At 47.9% G+C, this 15883-nt stretch carries 13 protein-coding genes; 7 read left to right on the top strand and 6 right to left on the bottom strand.

Going from position 1 to position 15883, the window contains the following annotated elements:
* Positions 1-262 precede the first annotated feature (262 nt).
* A complete protein-coding gene (locus F3J30_RS09220) occupies positions 263-928 on the top strand; it encodes an AbiV family abortive infection protein (protein ID WP_211053186.1) in 666 nt (221 codons plus the stop codon).
* Between the two features lie 559 nt (positions 929-1487).
* Here F3J30_RS09220 and F3J30_RS09215 read toward each other — a convergent pair.
* From F3J30_RS09215 to F3J30_RS09195, 5 genes are all read right to left on the bottom strand, one after another.
* Positions 1488-2447, bottom strand: a complete 960-nt coding sequence (locus tag F3J30_RS09215) for a LacI family DNA-binding transcriptional regulator (protein WP_032623027.1) — start codon at positions 2445-2447, stop codon at positions 1488-1490.
* 77 nt (positions 2448-2524) lie between these two features.
* A complete protein-coding gene (locus F3J30_RS09210; protein ID WP_166717039.1) occupies positions 2525-3430 on the bottom strand; it encodes an ROK family protein in 906 nt (301 codons plus the stop codon).
* Positions 3431-3477: 47 nt separating this feature from the next.
* Positions 3478-3792 carry a PTS lactose/cellobiose transporter subunit IIA gene (locus F3J30_RS09205; RefSeq protein WP_166717038.1) on the bottom strand — a complete coding sequence of 105 codons (315 nt, stop codon included), beginning with the start codon at positions 3790-3792 and terminating at the stop codon, positions 3478-3480.
* 22 nt (positions 3793-3814) lie between these two features.
* Positions 3815-5137: a PTS sugar transporter subunit IIC gene (locus tag F3J30_RS09200; protein WP_166717037.1), complete on the bottom strand. Its 1323-nt coding sequence runs from the start codon at positions 5135-5137 to the stop codon at positions 3815-3817.
* A 14-nt stretch (positions 5138-5151) separates the two neighbouring features.
* The gene (locus F3J30_RS09195) at positions 5152-5463 is read right to left on the bottom strand and encodes a PTS sugar transporter subunit IIB (protein ID WP_008502517.1); all 312 of its coding nucleotides are present in this window, start codon (positions 5461-5463) and stop codon (positions 5152-5154) included.
* A gap of 169 nt (positions 5464-5632) precedes the next feature.
* Here F3J30_RS09195 and F3J30_RS09190 point away from each other — a divergent pair, with 169 nt between their 5' ends.
* The 5 genes from F3J30_RS09190 (at position 5633) to manA (ending at position 13295) form a co-directional block, all read left to right on the top strand.
* Complete coding sequence (locus tag F3J30_RS09190) at positions 5633-6904, top strand: PTS transporter subunit EIIC (protein WP_166717036.1); 1272 nt, start codon at positions 5633-5635, stop codon at positions 6902-6904.
* Positions 6905-7112: 208 nt separating this feature from the next.
* Positions 7113-8450: a carbohydrate porin gene (locus tag F3J30_RS09185; protein ID WP_032987788.1), complete on the top strand. Its 1338-nt coding sequence runs from the start codon at positions 7113-7115 to the stop codon at positions 8448-8450.
* A gap of 11 nt (positions 8451-8461) precedes the next feature.
* Positions 8462-10657 (top strand): CBM35 domain-containing protein, encoded by a 2196-nt coding sequence (locus F3J30_RS09180; protein ID WP_166717035.1) that lies wholly within the window; start codon positions 8462-8464, stop codon positions 10655-10657.
* Between the two features lie 53 nt (positions 10658-10710).
* A complete protein-coding gene (locus tag F3J30_RS09175) occupies positions 10711-12129 on the top strand; it encodes a glycoside hydrolase family 1 protein (RefSeq protein ID WP_166717034.1) in 1419 nt (472 codons plus the stop codon).
* A complete protein-coding gene (gene manA, locus F3J30_RS09170) occupies positions 12126-13295 on the top strand; it encodes a mannose-6-phosphate isomerase, class I (protein ID WP_166717033.1) in 1170 nt (389 codons plus the stop codon). Before F3J30_RS09175 ends, manA begins: the two co-directional genes overlap by 4 nt.
* Positions 13296-13593: 298 nt before the next feature.
* On the opposite strand, the gene F3J30_RS22520 is transcribed toward manA, so the two are convergent.
* Entirely contained in the window at positions 13594-14454 is an 861-nt protein-coding gene (locus F3J30_RS22520) for a DUF6615 family protein (RefSeq protein WP_211053185.1), read from the bottom strand.
* Between the two features lie 469 nt (positions 14455-14923).
* Here F3J30_RS22520 and F3J30_RS09160 point away from each other — a divergent pair, with 469 nt between their 5' ends.
* Positions 14924-15799 (top strand): HNH endonuclease, encoded by an 876-nt coding sequence (locus tag F3J30_RS09160; protein ID WP_247650528.1) that lies wholly within the window; start codon positions 14924-14926, stop codon positions 15797-15799.
* Positions 15800-15883: the final 84 nt, after the last annotated feature.

Genomic DNA, 15883 nt, shown 5'->3' with positions numbered 1-15883 from the left:
AGCCGTGATCACGGGAACCGTTCAACCTGATGTGCTGGCGTTAAAGGTGAAGTGAAGGGCCATTTGCTGAAAAAAAGATTAAGATTTCGATGCAAAGCAAACGGTCTGCTGTGTACCAAGAGCAGAATCTGGAGCGCCAGAGGTCCTCTAAAAATTGATGGTTCGTTTTGCAGGGATACTTACACTTACAGTAGGGCATCTAGCTTTTCAACAGGAATGATGTGTCCTAAGATTGATGAAATTTTTAACTCGAGCAAACATTATGGCAAAAAAACTAGAGCAATGGAAAAATACACTTGCCGTTGAGAAAATTGTAGAAGGCATGAATGCTGCATCATCTAACGCACGAAGGCTTCTGAACGATGCCTCTGCTTTGTTTGATTTAGAACGCTATCCCTCAGCTACCTCTCTGGCAATCTTAGCTATAGAAGAAGCAGGAAAGGTGTCAATACTTCGAGAGATGTCGCTGTTGAAAGATGGCAAAGATATCAAACAGATTTGGCACAGGTATCGCTCACATACTGAAAAAAATATGATGTGGGTGTTTCTTGATGCAGTTAAAAAAGGCGCTAGGAATCTTAACGATTTTGCACCAATTTTCAGCGATGAATCAGAACATCCCTTTATATTGGATCAATTAAAGCAAATATCATTTTATACGGATTGTCTTGGTAAGGCACATTGGTCGATACCAGACAATGTAATCAATAGAGATACAGCTATAAGCATCATAGAAACCGCTAAACCTTTAGTGTCGTCAAAATTACACACAGTCGAGGAGGTTGAACTCTGGGTGAAGTACTTGGGACCTGTGTGGAACACTAATGATGCTCTTAAGCGTGAGGCATTAAAAAGTTACTTCGATGCCATGTCCGCAAAAGGACTACTTTCAAATAAAACAGCCGTCTCAGCATTCTTAAGCATCTGAGTCAATATTTCTTAAGGGATATTGCTGTTGGCGCTGCGAGAGACCTGAGATGGTTGATCTGCTGCCCGTTGATTAACACGCCGCAATGCTAGTAATGTGACTGTTTGGCAACGAGATCAACTGCGAACTTCCGCATATCGCTCACAGCGGACCTCCAGCTCAGTCTGCTCATCCCCTCCGTTTTAGTAGCGGAAGTTGGAGCGTAAGAGACTCTCTAAATAATAGATGGTTCATTTTGCAGCGATGCTTACACAAAAATATTGAGATCAAACGTTGGAAGTTAATATCCATTAATAATCCAGAAAAAGAACAAGCTGCTGTCTGCAATCAGTGGGTATTTTGTATAGTTTGCGGGCATTCTCTTCCATTAGGAATCACAATTTTTTCGCGATGTTCCGCACGTTCATAAACGCAAAGCGTACCCTCATCCGTATGGACTTCTTCTTTTAGAGGCAGGCTCGCCTCTTGGGCTAAAACGGTGTTGGAAACAACGAAGAGCAGTGTAAGGATACCTAACGGTCGGAGTGCATTCATGATATTACTCCCATAAAGCATAGAGTTAACTCACTTCCATCACCGACTGGCGGGGAGTGAGCTTACCAATGATCGGTGGTAGTTCCGTTTCGCGAAGTGGACGGCCTTCAACCAGACTCTTAATGCGCTGTACACATTGGTTCAGCAGGGGCTCCATCGGCCAGGAAATACATGTCAGTTGTGGGTATAACTGTGTGGCCAGCGGAGAGTCTTCTAGGCTGAGCAGTGACACTTCCTGCGGCACGGATATATTGAATTCACGGAACAGTCGCATTGCTTCTGCTGCGTAAGCATCGCGTTTTACTACGATTGCGGTGAACTTACTCAGACTGTTTATCAGCGTCAGCAGTGCGCGTTCAACGTCCTCATTGGCTGTTAACACCAGTTGGCGATTAAACGGAAATGAGTAATTTTGCAGTACGTTTCGATAACCTTCCACCATCCGCTTGCTGGTGTCGTCCGTATCATTATCGATAACCAGTGCGATATTGCGGTGGCCTTTACCGATCATATAGCGGCAGGCGCTCTCAGCAGCAAAAGCGAAATCGTAGCCCTGACTTTTCGCGTCTACGACTGGCCGATCAAATGAGATAACGTTATCGGCACTTCCCGGCGGAATAGGGCCAAACACCACAACGGCAGCGCATTGTCGCTGTAGTTCATCCACCGAAGAAGCATGTTCGATGGCGTTATCGACATACTGGACGATCAGTGTTTTGTTGAGCAATTTCATGGCGCGTGCCAGTGCGGGAAGTAAACGTGCACCACTGTTCTCATCACGTGAGGAAAGCACCACGCCGATATAGCTTGATGACTGACTCGCCAGGTTTTGCGCGGCGAAGCTTGGACGGTAATTCAGCTCTTCTACCGCCCGTAAAACCGCTTCACGGCTTTCTTCGCGTACGCCTCGCGTGCCTGTTAGCACGCGGGAAACCGTTGCTCTGGAAACATTGGCTAATCGTGATACATCATCCATCGTTGGCATAGTGTTTTCTGCGTGGTGAGTTTTCATCATCTTAACATAACCCTCCCGAAGAATCGCCACATCACCTGTCGTCAACGTCATGTTTCCCGCGCATTAAGACCAGGAAGCCAGGCCGCGCCGCGTACGCCACTGGCATCGCCAAATCGGGCCGGAACAACGCGCGTGTGGCAGGAATTGGAAAAGATATACGGTACTATTGCGTCCGGAAGCTCATGATAAATTCTGCTGATGTTTGATAGTCCGCCTCCCAGCACAATTACTTGAGGATCCAGAATATTGATGACTGACGCGAGGCTCCGGGCGAACGCGTCAATGAAATGCTGCCAGTGTGCACGAGCCTGCGGGTTTCCTTGTTCGGCGGCTTCGATAATCTCCTGTGATGTCAATTTAGCCGGGAAACGACGTGCAAACCCAGTGCCGGAAATAAAGGTTTCAATACAGTTAATATTACCGCAATAACAAGGCTGCTCAGGACCGTCATTCGCTGGTGTATATCCTGGAAGTGGGTTGTGCCCCCATTCACCGGCAATGGCATTCGGGCCTTGTAATAAGCGCTTGTGTACGGCAACCCCACCGCCGCAGCCGGTTCCTATAATCACGCCAAACACTGTATCCGCCTTTGCACCCGCACCGTCCACTGCTTCTGAGAGGGTGAAACAATCGGCATCATTGGCAATCCACACTGGTTGCTGGATACGAGCAGCTACATCGGTTTTAAGATCGTGGCCGTTGAGCACCAGACAATTACAGTTTTTGATTAGCCCGCTTTGCGGGTCAATGGCACCCGGCAACCCGATCCCTACGCTGAATGGCACTGGGCTGATTGAGCGTGCTTCCTCAATCAGGCTAACAAGATGCAGCATAAATGTATCATAGCTCTCCTTCTGTGTAGGGCGCCGTTGACGCCAGAGACAATCCCCTTGCGGCGAGAGCAGCACAGCTTCCATTTTTGTGCCGCCAATATCCAGTCCGAGATGGTGCATACAACCCTCTGTAAAAAAAGAGAGGCCAAAGCCTCTCCTGGTTATCGTTATGCCTGTTGCGGGCGGGTGCGGTAGATGTCGATGAGTTCAGTCACCAACTCTTTGGCCAGAATGGACGTCATCAGGTGATCCTGGGCGTGAACCATTACCAGCGTCATTTTGGTTTTTCCTTCGCCTTCATCGGCTTCAATGAGCTGCGTTTGCACCAGATGCGCCTCGCGAGCATAGTGCGTTGCCTCTTTCATTCGTTCAACTGCGGCTTCAAAGTCACCACGTTTGGCGCAACCTAGCGCCTCATAACACAGGCTGCGCGACTGGCCCGCATTGATGATGATGCCCATAACTTGTTCTTCTAATTCCATGTATTACCTCTGATTACATCTGTCAGGCGGACTGCGCCGCATCTTGCGAGTGTTCAACCGCGTTTTCATTCTCTTGCTCCATAAGCTGTTTTTCGTAGGCTTTCAGGAACGGAAGGTACATCGCAGCGGATGTCACCATGCACATAAGACACAAAATGACCGGACTGAAACTCCAGTTGGCGGCCCATGACGCGCCGATAGGAGCCGGTGTAGTCCACGGTGTCATTGAGACCACGCGGCTGACTAAATCGAGATCCAGCGCAAACCAGGCAAGCGTGGCATTAACCATCGGCACTAATACGAATGGCAGGAAAAACAGCGGGTTCATGATGATCGGTGCGCCGAACAAAATGGGTTCATTAATGTTAAAGAGTCCCGGTACCACGCCCATGCGGCCAATGGTGCGTAAATGGATGGCTTTGCTGCGCAGCAAAAGGAAGGCGAGCGGCAGTGTGGAGCCGACGCCGCCGATCAACAGATAATGATCCCAGAACCCCTGAACGTAGATGTGAGGGATCGCTGAGCCCGCCGCCATTGCTGCCTGGTTAACTGACAGGTTTGCCATCCAGAAGGGGTTCATGATGCCCGTGACGATGAGTGCACCGTGTATCCCGGCGAACCAGAGAACCTGGCACACCAACACAGAGAGCAGCACTGCAGGCAGGGTATCAGAGGCGGCAACCAGAGGTTTCACCAGCGACATGATCGCTTCTGGGATAATCATCCCCAGTTGTGATTCGATAAAAAGATTGAGTGGGTGCAGGGTAACGACGACGGCCAGAACCGGTACTAAAATTTCAAACGAGCGTGCCACGCCTGTCGGTACTTCCGGCGGGAGGCGGATCGTAATATTGTTCCGTTTCAGGAAGGCATACAGTTCGGTGGAATAGATGGCGACCAGAATGGCGGTGAAGATCCCTTGGCCGGAAAAATAGGCCGTTGAGATATGCCCGTCTTTAAGCGGTGCGGCGACCAGTAAAAAAGCCATCAGTGACAGCATTCCGGCGGTCAGCGGATCTAGTTCATGGTGTTTCGCAAGACTTGCGGCGATCCCAACCGATATAAAGAGCGTCATAATGCCCATGCTGAAGTTAAACGGCAGCATCAGCGCATCGCGGTGATCCAGCGAGAATTTCAGCCACGCTTGTGCAAACCCCCAGGTGGTATCAGGCGAAAACGGTGGGAAAATAAACACCAGCATGAACGAACCAACTATCATAAAGGGCAGAGCAGTAATGAAACCATCACGGATTGAGGTCACATATTTTTGTTGACCGACGGCACCTGCCATCGGTGTGATTTTCTGTTCAATGATGCTGATGAGTTTTGAGTACAGAGAGCTCATGGGATTTCCCTTAATTATTTGTTATCTATCAGGGTGAGTGCGAAATCGAGCACGGCGCCCCCTTTTTGCATGCCGTAGTCCATCATGTTGATCGGCTCGACTCGGATCCCATATTTGTCGGCTTGTTTTTGCAGATCGCTCTGCATGTACTTGACCTGTGGGCCCAGTAATACCACCTGGTAGTGGCCAACCTGTTCGGCAAATTCGGCCACGCCAAAGGCCTTGATTTCCGCTTCCATTCCACGCTTTTGGGCTTCCTCAACCATTTTTTTTACCAGCAGACTGGTGGACATCCCGGCAGAGCAACACAACATGATTTTTTTCATAACGACTCCTGTTAACTGATGGCTGGAATATAGCCATCACGGAACAAAACGGAAAGCGCTTTCCATTAATGGATTATCTAATTGTGACCATGATCACCAGAGGGAGGCTTTCACTTTATCGTGATGTGCGCGATCATCGCGGCTATTCAGGAATGACTAAGGTTGAATTATGAACATTCATTTAATGAATGTTGTTGTGGATTTAATAGAGCAACGTTTAACACCTATCGCGAATATAATTACGCGAAATCAGCATATTACGGCGATGCGAGATGGCTTTGCCCTGGCAATGCCTTTTGTGATAGTGGGCAGTCTGATGGTGCCGCTCCTGTTTCCTCCGATAACCATTTCTAGTTCATCGTTCTTTGGACAACTCTACCAGCAACTGCGTCCAATGTTGTTGCCAACTTTCGAACTGACGCTCGGACTGGTGGCTCTGATTGTGGCCTTTGGTGCCAGCGCCAGTCTCGCCAAACAGTACCAACTCCCGGAAAGGCTCTGCGGATTGACCGGATGCCTCTCGTTTTTGTTGTTTATTGGTTTTCGCGATAATGGGGCTACCAACATTTTTCTGGGAGGAATGGGGCTGTTTACCGCACTGATATCAAGTATTTATTCCATTGAAATTATTCGTTTTTTCTATAATAGAGGCTGGTGTATCCGCCTGCCGGAAGAAGTGCCTGTGATGACGCGAAACGGCTTCCAGATATTAATTCCGCTACTGGTGATCATGTTATCCATCAGCGTGATGAACGCGCTAATGCTACAGGCTACAGGGCGGATCCTCCCGCAGCTGATAAGCGAAGCCCTCCAGCCATTGATTGTTGCCTCGGATACTCTGACCGCGGTACTTATCTCATTGTTTATCTGTAACCTTTTGTGGTTCGTTGGCATCCACGGCGCATTGATTGTCACCGGTATTATGAACCCGTTCTGGTTAACCTATCTGTTTGAAAACCAGCGGGCGCTTGCCATGGGCGAAGCTGTACTGCCACATATTTATCTGCAAGGCTTCTGGGATTTTTATCTCCTGATTGGCGGAATTGGTTCCACGCTGCCTCTGGTATTTATGGCGATGCGCAGCCGGTCGCGGCAGCTTAAAAGTGTCGGGAAAATAGGGCTGTTGCCGTCGCTTTTTAATATCAACGAGCCGATATTGTTCGGCTTTCCCATCATTATGAACCCAGTATTTTTGCTGCCATTTATTTTTGTTCCCTTGATAAATGCCTGTATTGCCTGGTATCTCACGCAACTTGGTGTACTTGATCGAGCGGTGGCTATGCTCCCGTGGTCAATGCCTTCTCCGCTGGGGGCCGCGTGGTCGGCAAACGGTAGCTGGAAAAATATGTGCATGTGTCTGTTTGCCATTTTCAACGCCTGGATGCTCTACCGCCCCTTCTTTAAAGTTCACGAACGCCAGCTTATGACCCTGGAAAAATAACCCTCCTTCGAGCGGCTTATCTTTGAAATATGGATAAGCCGTTTTTTTGTGATTAATTTCACAAATTTATTCCATCTAAACTCAGAAGTGTGATTTGATCCGGTAAAAACGGAAAGCGCTTTCCGTTTGTGGATGTACTTTTCCGTCAGAGATCCTTACATTTCCTCTGCGACGTAAAGCAGTGAAAATAAAAAATCTAAGGGAACCTATGAGAAAGTTAATTAAATCAATACCTCTGTCCTTAATCGCCCTTGCGGTACTCAGTGACTATGCCAGCGCAGACGAGAAATATGACTTTGCCCTGCACGGTTATATGCGTTCCGGGATCCTTGCGAACAGTGATGGCAACCGCGTGAACTCCGTAGGCCTGATGCCAGATGGCAAATGGCGATTGGGTAACGAGGAAGATACGAAAATTGAACTGATCCCGACGGTAACGCTGAAGTCGGATTCGGGTGCTGTGGCGCGGATTCAGGCCAACCTGACGCATCAAACTAAGTGTACGGCCGACTGGAACTGTACTGACGATGACGGTAAAGAAACGCAGTTCCGCGAGGGTTTCGCTGAACTAAGCAACCTTGATTTTGCCCCTGGCATGACTTTCTGGGCTGGCAAACGCTACAGCAGTTCTAACACCTCAAGCCACCAGTTTGACTGGGAGTACATTCAGTACAACGGGACTGGCGGTGGTTTCGACAAGATGGATCTTGGCTTTGCACAATTCGATGCTGGGATTTATGCCTTCTCTCCAACTGATGAAACCAAAGCCTATCCGGTTGATCGAGGCGATCAGGGTTATCCAGATGACTATTCTCTTAACCTGTGGTTCAAGAAAATCGGTGGAACCGGGCTGGATCTGGAGTTGATTGGCCATCGCATGAACCGCAATGAAAACCATCCTACGGCGGCGCAGAAAGGTTACGGCGCCACGGCGGTTTATAACTTCGACGGTTTTTACGGCCTGACCGGCGGTTACTCGCGTATTGCCCTGCAATATGGCAAAGGGCTGGCAGCCGCTGATTCACTGGGTAAAAACGGCTGGGGATGGGCGAATCTGGAGGATACGCAGTCCTGGCGTATCGTGCTGGACAACTTAGCCAGCATGGGCGATCTGGAAGTGTCGACTTTCGCATTCTACCAGAAAGACAAAAACTACCGCTGGTGGACCAGCGATGACGACGGCTGGGGACGCTCAATGTGGGTTGCCGGGATCCGCCCTTACCATCAGATCACCAAAAACTTCGCCATGCAGTATGAGCTGGGTTACGAATATCTCGATGATAAAAACTACATGGGAGCGAACGGTAAAGGAAAAGGCGGTTTGACGAAAATTACCGTAGCGCCAACGCTGACGTTTGATTCGGGTTTCTGGAGCCGCCCTCAACTGCGTTTCTTCGCGACATATGCGAAATGGGATAAAGGCGTTTCTGATGCACTCGATGGTAGCTACGACTGGGGCACCGGCACAATCAGTGCGGGTGGCTATTCCCGCAGTGGTGAAACCGACACGCTCAATTTTGGTGTACAGGCTGAAGTCTGGTTCTAAGGAGAAGAACAATGCATATCCCGATGAAAAAAATGCTTCTGATTTCTCTGCTGTCGGCGCTGGGCAGCGCTGGAGCAATGGCGGCGGAGCAATCCCATTTTGAACATTTTATTACCCGCGACGGCGCTCAACTAAAAGATGGCGATCAGGTTTTCCGCTTTGCCGGGATCCACGCGCCAGAATTGCACCGAATTGAAGATGACGCGCGCGGAACCTGTAAAGCCGATCCTCGCGGTTGGGGGCAATATTTTAAATGGCCAACCGCTGAAGAGCAGGAGAACTGGATCAAGGCGATGGTGAAAACTGGTGCGAAAGCCCAGCGCGTATATGTACTTTCCGTTCAGCAGGAGAATGATGCTGACTGCGCCCGTGAAACGCATATTCTTGCACCCGCCACGCCAGACGGTATGCCACGGCTGAATGAAACGGCGATGAAAGTCTACGACAACATGATTGCCGAAGCAGACAAGCAGGGACTGCGCTTGATCCTGCCATTTATTGACCATTGGTGGTGGTGGGGGGGCCGTGAACAGCTCGCCGCATTTTATGGTGAAAAGCCGGAAGATTTTTATCGTACCGACAGTAAAACCTACAAAGCTTACCTGGATGTGATTCGTCAGGTTATTACACGCACCAACTCCGTAACCGGGCGTCATTACTACGATGAAAAAGCCATTATGGCTTGGGAAACCGGTAACGAACTGGAAGATACCAACGCGGCATTTCTGACAGAAACGGCGGCATGGATCCGCAAATGGGCACCGCATCAGCTTATTGTTGACGGGACGTACAAGAAGATTAACGACTTCTCGTTGAGCGATCCGAACGTCGATATCATCAGCAACCACTATTACACCAATGCTGACAACAACCATCCCGAACAGGTGCGTAAAGATCTGGAAGCGATTGGCGGTAAAAAAGTGTATCTGGTCGGTGAGTTTGGCCTGCTGGACCATAAAGATCTTAACAGCATTATGCAGTCCATCGTGCATACCGAGGTGAACGGTGCGAAGGCGGCAGGCGGTTTTATCTGGGGCTTCCGCGGCCATCGTCATGACGGCGGATTCTACTGGCACAAAGAGTATACCGGTCATTACAGCTATCACCTGCCGGGCTTCCCTGTCGAAGGGAAAGCAAATCAGGAAATGGAAGTTGTGGGTCTGGTACGTAATGCGTCTGCGCAAATGGCGGGCCTTGAAAAAGCGCCTGCACTGCCTGTGCCGGAAGCCCCGAAGCTGCGGGCATCTGATTCTCCGTTTGCCATCAACTGGATGGGGGCGCCGGTAGGCCGTACTTACGATATTGAGCGAGCATCCAGTGCGAAAGGACCGTGGGCCGTTGTCGGCCACGACATTTCTGACGGGGTGAATGAATGGGATCCGGCCAAAATGGATCTCTTCCGCGACGACTACCGCAGTCTGCAACTCGGCAAAACCTATTACTACCGCGTGATCGCGAAGAACGAAAGTGGAGCCTCTTCTCCGTCAAACGTCATTAGCATTAAGCATTCGCAGAAAAATCTCGCACCGCAAATCACGCTGAGTGAGGCGCTGACCACCACAGTGGATAAAGGTGTACAGCTTCACGGAGCCTGGACGGATGACAATCTGCCGGACCGGCAGGTGAAAACTGGCTGGAGTAACGGGGGAAACAAGAACGTTCATTTCTGCGACGCGGACAAAGACGATACCCGTGCCTGGTTCTCGGCACCTGGAGATTATGTACTGACCTTTACCGCCGATGATGGATTGCTGAAAAGCAGTAAAAAGCTGAACGTTTCTGTTAAAGAAGCGGCGGGCAAAATCCCTGCGGATTACTGCAACTTTGGCGGCGGGGCGATGGATGTAAAACAGGGAAAACTGAACATCGTGAAAAGCAATGAAAATCAGCTTGCTATTGGTGATGACGGTTTCCTTGGCCCATTCGCGAATGAAGGCGACAGTGTGAGCTGGCAAGTGAATGCACCGTGGGCCGGGAAATTTGCCCTGCATGTGAAGTTCAACGCCAAATGGGGCGGTAAGAAAAACTCATTCATGGTGAACAAAGGCACGCCGATTGGCATTGAATTCCCGCAAACCGATGAGAAAGGACAGGATATGATTGTGCCGGTTGTTCTCAACTCTGGGGAAAACACCATCACGTTCGGGAAGTTGTCCGGTGACTGGGGCTATATGTTTATTAAATCCATTGAAGTGACTGCAGAGTAGTTGTTTTGGCTGCACCCCTTGGGTGCAGCCCTTTTTTTATCAAAGGAGGCGTTATGACCCGGTATCAATTTCCCGAAGGGTTTTTCTGGGGGGCTGCAGCATCTGGACCGCAAACCGAAGGATCTGCGTGTAAGGCACACCGTTCCATCTGGGACAGCTGGTTTGCTGAGCAGCCGGAGCGGTTCTATCAGCAAATTGGTCCGCAGAGCGTTTGCGAGACCTACAGTAAATTCAAAGATGACGTGAAACGGATGAAGCAAACAGGGTTCAACTCGTTTCGTACCTCCATTCAGTGGTCGCGGTTGATTGATGATTTTGAAACGGGTGCACCGAACGCAGAGGCAGTCCAGTTTTATCATAGCTACTTCGATGAGATGATCGCCAACGGTATCGAGCCGATGATTAATCTTTATCATTTCGATATGCCGGAGGCGTTACAAAAACAGTACGGGGGTTTTGAGTCGTCATACGTAACAGAACTCTTCTCCCGCTTTGCTCGAACAGCGTTTGAACTGTTTGGCCATAAGGTGAAATACTGGGTAACCTTTAATGAACCGATTGTGCCGGTTGAAGGCGGTTATCTCTATGACTTCCATTACCCGTGCAAAAAAGACGGTAAGCTTGCGGCACAGGTTGCGTTCAATATTATGCTGGCCCACGCGAAAGCGGTGCAGGTGTATCGTGAACTGGAACTGCCGGGGGAAATTGGCGTCGTCCTGAACCTGACCCCCTCGTATACCCGAAATGACAGCGAGGAGGATAAAAAAGCTGCGTGGTACGCTGATCTGCTTTTTAATCGCAGTTTCCTTGATCCGCTGGTTAAGCATGAGTTCCCAAAGGAGTTGTGTGAAATTCTGGCTATGCACGATTGTCTGCCTGAAATAAAAAAAGCAGATGTAGACTTGATTACCGATTCGCAGGTTGATTTCCTCGGCGTTAATTATTACGTTCCGCGACGGGTTAAAGCACGGGAATGTCCGTATGAGCTCGATTACTTTACGCCAGAATATTATTTCGAGAACTATATTGACCCTGAGGGTCGCTTCAATCCTTATCGCGATAATAACGAAATCTATCCACAGGCGATTTATGATATTGCCAGCAACATTCGCGATAATTACGGCAATATTAAGTGGTATCTGGCTGAAATAGGCATCGCCATGGATGTGCAGTCGGAAGGCCCGGTTCAGGCCGATGGCGTTATTGATGATATGTTCCGCATCGAGTTGATGGAAGAACACCTTGAACAACTCCATCACGCCATTAGCGACGGTGCAAACTGTTTTGGTGTACATCAGTGGACGTTTATCGATAACTGGTCGTGGATAAATAGTTTTAAACGTCGCTACGGGTTCTGGCGGCTGGATTTGGAAACCGGTGAACGGCAAATAAAACGCAATGCCATCTGGTTTTCTGAACTGGCTGCAAGCAACGGATTTACCCCCGGTGCATTTGGAAAGGGTGATAAATGAAACCTTCTTTCTATCGTCTGAGAAACGGCGTTAAAAATTATGCCTGGGGTAGCCGTACGGCCCTCAATACGTTATTTGGGGTACCTAATCCTGACGAGCAACCGCAGGCTGAGATGTGGATGGGTGCACATCCGGCAGGGTGTTCGGAAATAGAAACCGGGTCTGATTCTGTTTCGTTGTTGGACGCGATCGCGCAATCTCCTGAGTCTGTCTTGGGAGTGAGAGCGATGGATAGATTTGGTCAACTACCGTTTTTACTAAAAATACTGGCTGCTGAAACCGCGCTTTCCATCCAGGTTCATCCGGATAAACGTCAGGCAGAAGAAGGGTACGCACAGCAAGGGAATCGAGCCGGAGAAGATTATAACGATGCGAATCATAAACCTGAGCTGGTTTATGCCATCACACCTTTTATGGCAATGAATGGTTTTCGTCCTTTTCAGGAAACCGTGAATCATTTTCTTCGTCTTAATGCGCCTGAACTGATGCCTGCACTGGCTGAATTTCGTGGAAACCTGACAGGTGAGGGATTTAAACACTTCTTTGTAAGCCTGATGCAACTAGCTCAGCGTGAAAAAGAGAACGTCCTGACACAGTTACAGGCGTGCCTTGACAGTGGCGGGTTTACCCATTTGCAGAGTTTTATCACTCGTCTCATGCGCGACTATCCTGGTGATATCGGCATTCTGGCTCCTCTGTTCTTGCACTGTATTACGCTTGCGCCAGGCGAAGCCATGTTTTTACGTGCAGGAACGTTACATGCATATGTGCATGGAACTGCTGTCGAAGTGATGGCCTGCTCCGATAATGTACTACGAGCTGGATTAACGCCTAAGAAAATTAATCTTCCGGAACTGGTGAAATGTACGGTCTTTAGGGAAGCACAGGAACAGGAACTGAGACTATTGCCAGATGATACCGAAACTGAACAGCACTACTCTGTACCGGTAGAGGATTTTTGTTTTTCAGTTATTGGAAATTGCCAGCAAAAACGTGTCGACGTCAACAGCGCACAAATCCTGCTAGTGCTCAAGGGGATCACAACGCTACGTGATACGAATGGTAATGAAATGACGCTTTTCGCAGGTCAGTCGGTATTTATACCGGCATTTACTGCTTCCTATTATATTACACAAAACGAAATGTCCTGCTTAGTTCGGTGCTGAATATCCGAAGCTTAATTGGTATGTGATAACTTGAGGAACCCGCATGGTGTAAGAATGCCATGCAGGTTTGCCAAGTATTTTCGCATGACTTAATGACCAAAGATGCCCTAGAAGATAAGTTGATGGAGCAAGCTATAGCTGTATTGAAAAGATTCTGTGTTGTAGTGACAAACTGAATCAGTCCACCTCAACAAGTTTAGCTCTCTAAGCTCTAGCCTGTTAATCTGTCTGTTCTGTGCCCAAAGCGGACTAACATATAATTTCACATTCAATCAAGAGTCATGATGATAGCATTGGATCATTGTTTTGTATTCTTTAATAACTCTAAGTCGATAACAAGTATACGTGTTGGAATCGGGGCTTTATTTGGGTACAAACGTTCTCTTTTCAAATTAAAAGCCTCGCCGCTTTTAAACAACCTAGAAATGTCATGACCTTTAAATACATAATCTAAGTTTGCATTGTTTTCGTGAATTTGATGCAACTCTACTTTTTCATTCTCGGGCATTATGACGCTTGAGTATGATAGAGAAATCACATCTGGCGGTTGTTGTGGTGTTGTATTTCTATAAATATATTTACTTCTGGTTCCTATACACTCCAGAAGGCAACAAAGCGGGTATGTCGTTCTAACCTTATGTATTGAATTGAAATTCTTCCCTCTTTTTTTATGTATTGCACTAACTACCACTTCAAGATTAGCAACAGTAATTCCCATTTTTTTTCTTGATATTGGTCTCTTACAATTCCAATACTCATCAAGTTCAGCTTGTTTTGGGTAATTGTAAAAAGCATAGAGTGGTACTGCGTTTGTATCTTTAGCGTACTGCTGTAATATATTATGTTGTAAAATTTTATTTTTCCCTACCTCATGCTTTAGCTTTTTATATGAATACTGGTTATGATCCATTTTTTTTGCTTGTATTGCATATCGTACCCAACCAGTTTTCCTGCTCCCAATCCACCATTCCCAATCTGTTCCTTTTGTTGACTCTTTATCTTTGGTGGTTTTCTTTATAGTCACATAACTATAATCTCGCCTAGCAATCTCTAATAAAATCAAATCACTAATTGTTTCTTCACCTATAGATAATCCTAAATTTTTTCCATCATGAAGCAAATCCCAGACATACTCAGAAATATCAGAAAAAACACTCATCAACTCAACCTATATAAATGATATATAATTCATGGCTAAATATCGGCCTTGCCACTCAAAACTTTAGGGTGATGAAAAAATATAATGAAGTTCAAAAGGAACTAAGCGTACGATATCCATAATTATACTCTTTCAGACTTTCTGGATAACCCATCTTGGGAAGAGATTCCGCAAAACGCAAACCAACGTCCGCTCCTCGCTCATAACCGCCTGATGCTATGCGGGGGATTTAGTGTCAGAATTGGATAATGCTATTCTCATGATATGTTCGTTGACGGAGAATACTTTGAACCAGAGCAAAGATGGATACCCACAGGGCCCGTTAGTACGAGTTGTGTGGGACTGCTGTGATGAGCTTTATCAGAAACTAGGTCGAGCACCCTCGCGACAGGAATTCAATGATGAAATTGGCAAACGCGAACCTCATCGCATAGGTATTAGTACCCATTCCCGCCAGTGGGGAGAATGGATGCGTCATCATAATTTCTCAACGTATGTTGTTGATGTGCCGGGTATAATTCCTGAAGAAATGCATTATCCGCAATATCTCCGCGTATGGTATGCCGTGACACAACTAAATTCCGCCTCTGCTAAAAATATTGTTCAGTGGATCCGTAACAGCAACGCCCCCTTGAAAGAGAGCGAGATTCGTATCCAACTGGATGCATTAACCGTTAATAGCAATTCCCGATATCGATATCTTGGTAGCCGAAAATGCGCCCGGACTGACTTGGGTAGCCCATACGACTTGTTATTTCGTAGCGGAAACCTACGAAATACACGGTATGAACAGTATGTGCAGGAGCTGCACGGCATATGGGACATTGGCGATGATGGTAGGACGCCAATTCAGATTGCCGCCCCAAGGCCAGGCGATCGGATGGTAGTTGAAGCGAGAGATGAATTATTCAATGAATTGCCTGACGATGAAGGTGACTTTCGCCTCAAAGCACTACGTGAGGTCATTATTCGAGAAGGGCAACCAGTATTTAGACGAAAGCTCATTGAAGCTTATGAGGGTAAATGCGCAGTAACGGGCTGTTCAATCCAAGTGTTGCTTGAAGCTGCACATATCACCCCCTACGCAGGAGCTTGGCATACCCGTGCTCAGCATGGCCTGTTACTGAAAACAGATATCCATACTCTATTTGACCGTGGTTTGCTCTGGATTGATACCGAGTTGAAAATAAGGATATCAGAACAGTTGGCCGGGACAGAATATGCGGAGTTAGATGGCCGATATCTCAGGTTACCTAAAGATAAGCAAAACTGGCCGCTAACAACTCATCTGATAAATCATCGGCAATATTGGATTGAAAATCGTAATGATGTTGAAGGTGCTTAACGCTACTACTGTCTGCATCTCGCTCTTAGCTGACCTAACGGCGCTTCAGGCGGTCCGCTTCGTGCCAAGGGCGGACGTTGCAGT

It is taken from the genome of Enterobacter sp. Tr-810, assembly GCF_011752765.1.
GTDB classification, from domain to species: domain Bacteria; phylum Pseudomonadota; class Gammaproteobacteria; order Enterobacterales; family Enterobacteriaceae; genus Enterobacter; species Enterobacter soli.
This window is presented reverse-complemented; position numbering and strand designations above follow the sequence as displayed.

What these genes read in the sequence shown, in the direction of transcription:
- F3J30_RS09220 (WP_211053186.1), top strand. Translation starts at nt 263, where the DNA reads ATGGCAAAAAAACTAGAGCAATGGAAAAATACACTTGCCGTTGAGAAA.
- F3J30_RS09215 (WP_032623027.1), bottom strand. Translation starts at nt 2,447, where the DNA reads ATGCCAACGATGGATGATGTATCACGATTAGCCAATGTTTCCAGAGCA.
- F3J30_RS09210 (WP_166717039.1), bottom strand. Translation starts at nt 3,430, where the DNA reads ATGCACCATCTCGGACTGGATATTGGCGGCACAAAAATGGAAGCTGTG.
- F3J30_RS09205 (WP_166717038.1), bottom strand. Translation starts at nt 3,792, where the DNA reads ATGGAATTAGAAGAACAAGTTATGGGCATCATCATCAATGCGGGCCAG.
- F3J30_RS09200 (WP_166717037.1), bottom strand. Translation starts at nt 5,137, where the DNA reads ATGAGCTCTCTGTACTCAAAACTCATCAGCATCATTGAACAGAAAATC.
- F3J30_RS09195 (WP_008502517.1), bottom strand. Translation starts at nt 5,463, where the DNA reads ATGAAAAAAATCATGTTGTGTTGCTCTGCCGGGATGTCCACCAGTCTG.
- F3J30_RS09190 (WP_166717036.1), top strand. Translation starts at nt 5,633, where the DNA reads ATGAACATTCATTTAATGAATGTTGTTGTGGATTTAATAGAGCAACGT.
- F3J30_RS09185 (WP_032987788.1), top strand. Translation starts at nt 7,113, where the DNA reads ATGAGAAAGTTAATTAAATCAATACCTCTGTCCTTAATCGCCCTTGCG.
- F3J30_RS09180 (WP_166717035.1), top strand. Translation starts at nt 8,462, where the DNA reads ATGCATATCCCGATGAAAAAAATGCTTCTGATTTCTCTGCTGTCGGCG.
- F3J30_RS09175 (WP_166717034.1), top strand. Translation starts at nt 10,711, where the DNA reads ATGACCCGGTATCAATTTCCCGAAGGGTTTTTCTGGGGGGCTGCAGCA.
- manA (WP_166717033.1), top strand. Translation starts at nt 12,126, where the DNA reads ATGAAACCTTCTTTCTATCGTCTGAGAAACGGCGTTAAAAATTATGCC.
- F3J30_RS22520 (WP_211053185.1), bottom strand. Translation starts at nt 14,454, where the DNA reads ATGAGTGTTTTTTCTGATATTTCTGAGTATGTCTGGGATTTGCTTCAT.
- F3J30_RS09160 (WP_247650528.1), top strand. Translation starts at nt 14,924, where the DNA reads ATGCGTCATCATAATTTCTCAACGTATGTTGTTGATGTGCCGGGTATA.